General features: G+C 49.0%; 3 protein-coding genes. All 3 read right to left on the minus strand.

Annotated features, from left to right (window positions below; translation table 11 throughout):
* Positions 1–938: 938 nt before the first annotated feature.
* Positions 939–1,424 (minus strand): pentapeptide repeat-containing protein, encoded by a 486-nt coding sequence (locus DNK34_RS25175; RefSeq protein WP_131177992.1) that lies wholly within the window; start codon positions 1,422–1,424, stop codon positions 939–941.
* 349 nt (positions 1,425–1,773) lie between these two features.
* A complete protein-coding gene (locus DNK34_RS25185) occupies positions 1,774–2,046 on the minus strand; it encodes a colicin immunity domain-containing protein (RefSeq protein ID WP_131177991.1) in 273 nt (90 codons plus the stop codon).
* Positions 2,043–3,823 (minus strand): colicin D domain-containing protein (locus DNK34_RS25195; protein WP_242675398.1); only part of this gene is annotated, 1,781 nt, incomplete at its 5' end. The genes DNK34_RS25185 and DNK34_RS25195, both read right to left, overlap by 4 nt.

Genomic DNA, 3,823 nt, shown 5'->3' on the forward strand with positions numbered 1-3,823 from the left:
TGCACACGGCTGGCGATCACGCGTAGGGCGAATTAGCCGAAGGCGTAATCCGCCGAATGATTCGACAAAACTATTTATTTTTTAAAGAGCAATTGGCTTGTGAAACGTCATGCATGCGTCAGACGATTACGTCGCGGTAAACGACGGATTACGCTTCGCTAATCCATCCTACAATTATTAATCCACCTTACCGCGTTGCCCGACTCATGCAGGCACCCTCAAGTCATCCTATTGATCTACATAGGAATTTTGTGGGGATTCCTCAGGGTCTGTCCCCTATTGTCATCACTACCCTTTTCCGCCCCCTTTTCCTTTATTCACAACAATGCATTTTTTGCTAACTTCAGCGACTCTAAAAACTCTTCCAAGGGAACTATTAAAACTGCCGTTTTCAAATCTGCAAATATCTCAAGTTCATAATTTTTTTATCTTGATTTATCTGCGCAATAGGCTCCCCCTTATACCTAACTTCAGCAGTTAACTTCTCATAGCGCGAATCACTGAACCGTACAATTTCAAAGTCCGAATTACTCTCAAGCTTTATCATCTGAGTCCTTTAATCCACAAAACCAGAGAATGAACCATCACTATTATAGCGAAGCCCTCTACCGTCAGGCGCTCTAACTTCAAGCCCCCTCGCCCCAGACTTGTATACGTCGACTTGGGATTGCTAAGAATTTCACTAACTATCTGCTGGGCGGTTTCATTCTGCTGTTTTATACCCCCCAGATAGTTTAGGAAATGTCCCAGTGGTTCTCTGCCCGGAAGCATGCTTAGTCAATGCTCTAGCCGCCTGCGTTAAGCCCTCTTTATTAATCGGATTAGCCGCTGCACTAGCAAGATCCTCAACTGTTCTATTCCCAAAATGCTCAAGTACTGCAGTTGCTTTTGCCCCAACTAATCAAAATTGCTGACGCCGACGACAGCCTCGAACACTATTAATCTAAAACTTTAACCGCACCAAAATTCTCCGGGACAAATCCTTTAGGCCAAATTGTTCCATCATTATATATGGCACCCCAAAAAACAGCACCATCTATTCTTTTCACATCAATATTAACATCTCGCAAATTGGAATTTATAAAACTAGAGCCACCGACATCCGCATTTTTTAGATTAGCCATTGAAAGATCCGCTCCTGAAAAATCGGCATAAGCTACCACGGCATCCAGAAGATGCACACATCTCATCTTCGCATCAATAAAACTTGCATTCATGAGTGCTGCATTATTCATTACAGCACCATTTAATAGAGAGCAATTGAAAGAAGCATTCCTCAAGTTTGAACCCGTGAAATCAGCCTCTGTAAGATCTAAACCGTCAAAAATTGCACGATGCAGCTCTAGCCCTCTTAAATTTGATTTAGTAAAACTAGCCAAGGGCAAATCCAACTCTTCGCCAGTTTCGAAAATAATAGTTATCACCTGTTCCCCCAATCCACTTGATCCACCTTCAGTTCAGACACAGGTTTGGTTTGACCGAGTTTGTTAGGAGACAAGGCCCCAGGCGTCACATCTGGATTCCGCCCCAATATCTTTGCTGCGATATAACGATGATTCCCATCAACAATTACATTGCCATCCATTTTAATTGCCGGAGCAACATCACCCTTAAGAAGCCGATCAACATATCTTTGCACCGCAGGTAATGACACAGCGCCTTGCGCACTAATAGCAGGATCACCCTGCAATGCTTTTTGAATAACCTCAGGGGTTACCTCTGAACCCTTCGAAACCAGAGGTTTCCCTGCTGCCCCAGTAGCTTTTGCCCCAACTAATCAGCGACTAGCTTTTCAACCAACCTCGCGACTTCAGATCTAAGCATTTCATCGTCAAGCTCATACTCTTCCCTTGATTCGTCTGGTTCGTACATGTCCGCAGCACAAAAAATACTGGACAAACACTCGCTCAGTAAAGGCTCATCGAGCTGAAGAACATTTCTATCTCGCTCAATTTTCCAAAGCTCAATATATGCTTCAGAAAAAATCCCGGCTGTCAGTCTTCCCGCTACAAACGATTTTGCAAATTCCAGGATAGTAAGACTCATCGCAGCACACCATTCTTAATAAAGTTATCAAACTGCTGAGTTCCCGGCGAGAGTTTAAACCCCGTCACAAAATTTCCTGACGCATCGAGCACAACAGCGTTGTTGGTGGTCGAATTAAAGAACACTTTGGAGTCTTTTACAAATCCGTATGTACCTTGCTGAGTTGTAGAAGTGGATGCCATATGAGTTTTGATTGCAGACTCATACTGAGCAAGTGTCTCAGGATTTTTCTTTGTAGTTACCACACCGAAATCAGAAGCATGCTTGAATTTTTTATCGAGCTGTTTCTGGGTAACGCCAGTTAAAGCCTCAGCAACACTGTTACCTTTTGCCCCCTGCTGCCCTCCCGACACCACCCCAACGGCCTTTCCTGCCACCTTACGGGTCAGCGAACCGATCTCGCCGGCAGCCAAGTCAATCAGGAAACGGGACGCCAGTACACCCCCATCGCCATCTAGATAACCGTCCTCTCCTGCAGCATATTGCTGTTTGGCATAGTCATGCTCCTCTTGAACATCTTTTTTGTCCTCATCCCTCAGACTTGCGGTCATGCCAACGGCAGCGTTGTCCTTAATCGCATCAATCTTGTCACCGAACATAGCGTTGATCAGGACATTGCCTGCAAGACTCACAGCTGCTTTGGCTGGCCCCATAAAAACCTGCATGCCAAGCAGTGCAATCTGGGCCTCCGCAACCGGTAAAGTCCCAAGGTATTCGCGGAAGTCGGCGGTTTCTCTTAAAAATGCATCTCCGCCTGTCCGTGAAGCGCCACTGATATTGGTATTAGGTAGATTCAGAGTTCCACCAGCCGAGGGCTGCGCAGCAGACTCAGCTGATGTGTTCGCCCCAACAGTGGCCTCATAGGCCTTATTGTAGTTTTCCGCACTATCAGCCCAAGAAACCAGATTTTCTAGTGTCTTAGGGGATAAGCCCTTCATCAGCTCTGGATCCAGGCCATTTCTGGCCAGGTTCTTGGCCATAGCCAAAGCCCGCTCATCGCCCAGTGATGCTCTGGCTGACTGTGGGATTTCCTCCACATTCACGCGCTGTGCCTGCACCTCTCTCGCGACTTTCTCCGCAGCCGCTTGCGCAACAGCCGCCACCGCCTCCACAGACGACTTGGTCACATACAGATCCGTGCGTTCCTCATCATCCCGGGTGATCTCGTACGCCTTGCTCACATCGCGGTTGAGGCCTTCCGTGGAGTCCTGCCCGGTCTGCGCATCGTCACGGACGATCAGTTCGCCCTCGCCCACCGTGGCCCGTACGATCTGCTGGCGATCCTTCTCGTACTCGTAACCCTCGACGCTCCAGCCGGTCTTGCCTTTTTCGCCCTTGCCTTCCTGGCTACTGTCCTGCTGGGTATCTTTCGCATCGTTCTTGCCGTACGAGCCACCGACGTTCAGGTAGTAGCTACGCTCCTTGTCATGACCCGCGATATCGCTGAAACCGAGGGTGCCGGTATCCAGCTTGAGGTTGCCGGTTTCGGAGGCGATCAGTGCGCCATCGATTTGCGTGTGCGCTTCGGTACGGATATCCAGCCGATCCCGCGCCACGATACGGGTCTGGTTCTCGACCCAATCGGTATCGCCTGTGGTTTCGCCATAGCCAACCGAACCGCTGAAGCCCGCTCCCGGCCCGAAGGTAGCGGTGGCGCTGACATCGAACTCCTTGCCTTTGACCTCGCCCGTGTCCGTGAGCGACGCCACGATCAGGTTCCGCCCGACATCGCCCGTCACTTCATCGGCGTGCAGTTGCGCACCGGTCACGGCGGTGT

The organism is Phytopseudomonas dryadis, from assembly GCF_004327355.1.
Lineage (GTDB): Bacteria > Pseudomonadota > Gammaproteobacteria > Pseudomonadales > Pseudomonadaceae > Aquipseudomonas > Aquipseudomonas dryadis.